Below are 5,321 nucleotides of genomic sequence, written 5' to 3'. Positions count from 1 at the left end.
CAGGACGCCCTCGACACCGCCTGCACCATCCACCTCCCCGCCGAACCCAGCTGAATCACTGCACCCCCAAAGGACTTCCAGGCTCAACCACTTAGTTGCTGTGTAGCGATTCGCTGCTGACCTGGGGTGACACGGCGTTTTTGGTCGTGGTTCGGCGCCGTGTCGTGGTTCTACCGTCGACTCCCATGTTGCTGATCTTCTTCTCGTCACGGGGGTGGGAGTCGTGGGATGTCGAGGCAGCGCCGCTGATCCCCGAGCGCATGCCGGTGCTGGTCGACGACGATCTGCGGTTCGAGGACGGGCCGGGGTGCGTGCGGCCGGCGGCGGTGGTGAACCGGTGGCTTCGTGAGCTTCCGGCGTGCGGTGTGCCGGCGCCGCGGTCGTGGGCGGCGTATGCGCGGGCGGTGAAGGACTGGGTGGAGTTCCTGGCCGGGCACGGCATCGACGTGCTCGGCCCGCGCGAGCAGCTCAAACTGGCACTTGGGAAATATGCCGAGGACCGGTCGGCGGGGCCGGTGGAGCGGCGGCTGGCGGCGAGCACGTGGAGCCAGCACATAAGCATCGTGAGCATGTTCTACCGGTGGGCGATGGCCGAAGGCTATGCGTCGGCCGAGCCGTTCACCTACCGGACCGCGAAGGCCATGGTCGGCGGCATGGTGCGTGACGTCCGGGTGAACCTGGCGATGCGCCGAACTCCGAAACCGCACGTCACGATCAAATATCTGGAAGCCGACTTTGCGACGTTGCTGCTGAACGCGCTGGCCGGGCTGGACCGGGACGGTCAGGCGGATGCTGGCTATGCGGGGCGGGAGCTTGCCCGTAACCGGGCGGTGGTCGGGTTGGCGTTGGCGACGGGCCTGCGGTTGCAGGAGTTCTCGTCGCTGCTGGTCTATGAGATCCCGACGCCGCYGTCCCGGCCGGGGGCGCTGCCGGTGCCGTCCGGGGTGGCCAAGGGCCGTAAGTTCCGTACCAGTTGGATCAGCGTCGAGGCGCTGAGGGTTGTGCATGATTATGTGACGCTGGACCGGGCCGCCGCGGTGGAAGGAGCATCATGGTGTCCGCCGGCCCGGTGGGGTCCTGCGCTGCGGGTGAGCGAGCCGGACATGCGTGGCGGGCGGATTAACGGGGTGCGCCGGGACTGGGATGCGCTGACGCCGGGCGAGCGGCGGCGGCTGGTCGCTCCGGATGGTGGTTCGTGCCTGTTGGCGGTCCGCTCGGACGGCGGACCGTTCACCGCCTGGGCGACCGTTTTGGAACGCGCGTCGGATCGTATCCGGGCACGTGTCGAGCTGCGGTTCCCGCATGTTCATCCGCATCGGCTGCGGCATTCTTTCGCGATGGCCACGTTGGAACGGCTGGTGGATGGGCATTACCGGCGGGCCGCCGAACTGGTGGCGGCCGGTGGAGACGGCGGGCCGGACGCCGCGTTGGCGTTGTATCTGAGCAAAGCCGATCCGCTGCTGGTGCTGCGGGATTTGATGGGTCACTCATCGGTCACCACGACGGAGGCTTACCTTCGCCGGTTGGACACCACCCGGATTTTCGGGGAGGCGTATGCGCGAGCCGGCGCGGCGGCCGGCCTGGCCGATGATCCGGCGGCGGACACCGAGGTCGCGGCGGAGTTCACCGACGAACCTGGCGAGGACGACTGATGCCGGCCACGGTGACCGACGACGGGCTGGGGATCGTGTGCGTGTTCAGCGACGGCAGCCGAGCCAATGCCCGGCAGGACTACCGTCGGGGGCCCGCTGTCGCGTGAGGCGCGCAGGCAGGACCTGTTGCACCGCGCCCGCGCCGAGGACGTGCTGCACTGACAGCAGCACCAACGCCCCATCTCCGCGGAAACGCTGCGCAAGCGGCTCGCCGTTGGCACCGGGACAGCCCGCGGCCTGGTCGCCCAGTTGCGCGCTGACATCCACGGTGCGCTCGAYGGTCGCAGCAACCGGCCGACGTCGTAGACCAGGGCGGCGAACCGAGGGACGCAGGTTGGCCGGTCGCTGATCCTCCTGCTCGGCCGACAGATCACACGGTGGTCGCCGGTGCGGTGGTGGTCGGGCTGTCATCCTCACGGGTGAACAGCGTCATGGCGGACGTCGGTCGGTGCGGTCAGCTCGCGGGGGGATTGCGGATGGCGGGTCTTCTGGAGAGCGTCGAGCCGGATGGCACGGGCGGGCATGTCGAACATGGYGCCGGCGGACGCCATGACCGGCCACCGGGTCGGCCGGCCGTCTTCACTCGGAACCGAACCGCCCAGACGGCTGCTGTTAATATGGGGGCGTGGACCRTTCGTGCCTCATCTGGTGGCGCTCTTCCTGAGCTTTAATGCGTGGAGTCATGTTGACCATAGCTCTTCCCAGACCAGACCGGTTTCGGCGAGGAACCCCAACAGCAACGGGGGCCGGTACTGCATTCGTTTCAGCCCGTGCTTGACCGCCTGGCAGACCTCGTCGAGGGCGCGGGCAGCCAGGTTCACCACAGCGGTGCGCTTGAGCTGTGACCACACCCCCTCGGCCGGGTTCAGCTCAGGGGCGTAGGCCGGTAGCAGCACCGCGCTCACCCAGYCCGCGTGCTCCCGCAGGAACGTGGTCATCTCCGTCTGCCGGTGGATGTTCACCCGGTCCCAGACCAGCACCAGCCGGCCCCCGGGAAGCTGCGCATGCGCGGCGGCCAGCAGATCCCGGCAGTCCTCCCAGCCGATCCCCCTGCGCCCGCCACCACCCCGCCAGGTCCGGGCCCGGTAGAGCAGCCGCGGACGCCAGCCGGGCCGGTAGCAGACCATCCCGACCACACTCACCCGGCCGTTCCCACCCCGCCCCGGTACCCGCACMACCGGGGTCCGACCCCGCCGGCCCCAGGTCCGTGCCCGTGGCGGCCTCAGCCCCTGTCCTGTCTCGTCGAGGAAACAGATCCAGGCGTCCTGGGCCGCCRCGGTCTTTTTACCGCCGGCCACTCCTCCTGCGCCCAGGCGTCGACCGCGGCGTCGTCGCGTTCGACCGCGCGGCGGGCGGGGAGCTGGCACGACCAGCCCTGCCGGTCCAGCAGCAGCCACAMCCCGGCCAGGGTGTAGTCCACCCCGAACTCTGCTGCGATCACCTGGCGGACCCGGGCCAGGGTCCACCGCTGATCCTCCCAGCCGTACGGCCCCGGTCCCCGGCGCAGGACCGCCTCCAACCGGGCCAGGTCCCGGTCATCCAACCGGCACCGCGACCCCGGCCCGGCCGAGCGCAGCCCGGACTCGCCCTCGGCCTCCCAGGCGTGGTGCCAGCGGCTCGCGGTCTTCGGGGTCACCCGGAACTCCCGGGCGACCTCGGCCTGGCTCGCCCCCGCGGCGAACCGGCCGGCCGCAGCCCTCCGGACCCGCTCACGTTCCACCTGCTCGGCGGGCGTCAACCCGCCACCCGTCGCATATCTCATATAGCCGGTCTACCCGATTCACACCCGCCCGTAGACAAACACAGAAAACCAGCTTGACCTCGAAGATTAAAGCTCAGTAGTAGGAGCGGCCGCCTTCCCAGCTGTGATCGCGCCGTTCGGATGGACGGCCCTTCGCGTCTCGGGGATCGGGCTCGTGCCATCGCGACGGCGGGACCGACCTTCCAGGAGATCCCGTGAACACTGATTCCGCGTCCATAGGCCTAGATACCACAGACTCGGACCCCGCTACCTCGGCGCTCAGAACCTCCGCCGCCCAGGCGCGCAGCGCGGAATTGGAAGAACTGATTCTCAGCAACCCCGAGCGGTTTCGGGTACTGACGGGTGACCGTCCTACCGGGCGCCTACATCTCGGGCACTACTTCGGCACGTTGCACAATCGGGTTYGCCTTCAGGATCTCGGGACGGAGATCTTCCTGATTATTGCTGACTACCAGGTTCTGACCGATCGCGACGTAGCGGACAACCTGACCGCCCACGTGGAGGAACTGGTCCTGGACTACCTGGCCATCGGCATAGACCCGGCACGCAGCACGATCTTCACACACAGTGCCGTCCCCGMCCTCAACCAGCTGATGCTGCCCTTTCTAAGCCTTGTCTCCGTTGCCGAGCTGAACCGCAATCCCACCGTCAAGGAGGAGATCGCGCATTCCCGGCAGTCGRCCGTCAGTGGCCTGATGTACACCTACCCCGTCCACCAGGCCGCCGACATTCTCTTCTGCAAGGGAAACCTGGTCCCAGTGGGCCAGGACCAGCTTCCCCACCTCGAACTCGCCCGCACGATCGCCCGCCGCTTCAACGACCGCTACGGCGACGGCACCAGACTGTTTCCAGAGCCCGAGGCGCTCCTGTCGAGCGCGCCCCTTCTCCTCGGCACGGATGGCTCCAAGATGAGCAAGAGCCGGCGTAACGCTGTGGCCCTGGCTGCGACCGCCGACGAGACCGCCCGGCTGCTCAAGGGAGCGAAGACCGACTCCGAGCGCCACATCACCTACGATCCCGCGAACCGTCCCGAGGTGTCCTCCCTCCTCCTGCTCGCTTCGCTCTGCCAGAACCGGCACCCTCATCAGGTCGCCGACGACATCGGCTCCGCCGGGGCCGCCGCACTTAAGAAGATCGTGATCGAAGCGGTCAACGACTACCTGGCACCGATCCGGGCTCGCCGAGCCGACTACGCCGAGGACCGCTCCCATCTGCGCCGTGTGCTCCGCGAGGGCAACGAACGAGCGGGAGCCGTCGCCGACGCAACCCTCGCCGAGGTGCGTACCGCCATGAACAGCCACTACTGACGGTCTGGGGTCACCGGCCGGCCGGGTCGGCGCCGAGTCGCCCGAGACTGCCGAGCCACACCTGGCACCGGGCGGCTTCGGTGGCGACCCGGCTGTGGTGGCCGCCCGGCTTCCAGGAAGAGGGCCGCGGGAGTCGGTCAGAGCTGCCGGTCAACCGTCAGAACGGACTTCTTCGTGCCGGCCGCGGCCAGAGTCCCGCCCAGCAGAAGCGTCCCCACCGGCCAACGACGCATATGCACCGGTAGAGTGACGCAATAGTCGCCGACGCGCAGGATCAAGCCCTTGCCCACCAGGTCCCGCGCGGCCGCGGCATACTGCGGAGTCCGGGTCACGTCGGCCCACGCGCATCCCGACATTCCCTGCCGGAGCACGTCGATGAGGACGGCGTCGTCGACGATGAACCGATTCGTGGCCTCGCTCCTCTGGTCGACTACGGAGACGAAGTCCKGCCCCTTCCGGAAATAGAACAGACCAAAACTGCCCGCCGATCGCCAATGGCCGAGGGGGAGTTCTCCCTCGCCCAGGACGGTCACCTTCCCCCAGGGCCTCGGCAAGTTTGCTGGTAAGCAGACTTTCGGCGTTGTGTGGGGCTTCCAGTGG

General features: G+C 68.4%; 5 protein-coding genes and 1 pseudogene. 3 read left to right on the top strand and 3 right to left on the bottom strand.

Going from position 1 to position 5,321, the window contains the following annotated elements; genetic code table 11:
• The first annotated feature begins 185 nt into the window (after positions 1-185).
• Both CcI156_RS23270 and CcI156_RS27310 read left to right on the top strand, forming a co-directional pair.
• Positions 186-1,652: a site-specific integrase gene (locus CcI156_RS23270; protein WP_076808275.1), complete on the top strand. Its 1,467-nt coding sequence runs from the start codon at positions 186-188 to the stop codon at positions 1,650-1,652.
• 102 nt (positions 1,653-1,754) lie between these two features.
• Positions 1,755-1,958 (top strand): annotated as a pseudogene (locus tag CcI156_RS27310) (hypothetical protein); the annotation flags it as partial.
• A gap of 374 nt (positions 1,959-2,332) precedes the next feature.
• Here the strand turns inward: CcI156_RS27310 and CcI156_RS23260 are convergent.
• Positions 2,333-2,878, bottom strand: a complete 546-nt coding sequence (locus CcI156_RS23260) for a transposase (RefSeq protein WP_371681839.1) — start codon at positions 2,876-2,878, stop codon at positions 2,333-2,335.
• Entirely contained in the window at positions 2,875-3,414 is a 540-nt protein-coding gene (locus tag CcI156_RS23255) for a winged helix-turn-helix domain-containing protein (RefSeq protein WP_076808273.1), read from the bottom strand. Before CcI156_RS23255 ends, CcI156_RS23260 begins: the two co-directional genes overlap by 4 nt.
• Before the next feature lie 194 nt (positions 3,415-3,608).
• Between CcI156_RS23255 and trpS the strand changes: the two genes are divergently transcribed.
• Entirely contained in the window at positions 3,609-4,721 is a 1,113-nt protein-coding gene (trpS, locus tag CcI156_RS23250) for a tryptophan--tRNA ligase (RefSeq protein WP_076808270.1), read from the top strand.
• A 137-nt stretch (positions 4,722-4,858) separates the two neighbouring features.
• Here trpS and CcI156_RS23245 read toward each other — a convergent pair whose 3' ends face one another.
• Positions 4,859-5,275, bottom strand: a complete 417-nt coding sequence (locus tag CcI156_RS23245; RefSeq protein WP_139341589.1) for a DUF5825 family protein — start codon at positions 5,273-5,275, stop codon at positions 4,859-4,861.
• Positions 5,276-5,321: the final 46 nt, after the last annotated feature.

This window comes from Frankia sp. CcI156, from assembly GCF_001983015.1.
Classification (GTDB): Bacteria; Actinomycetota; Actinomycetes; order Frankiales; family Frankiaceae; genus Frankia; species Frankia casuarinae.
This window is presented reverse-complemented; position numbering and strand designations above follow the sequence as displayed.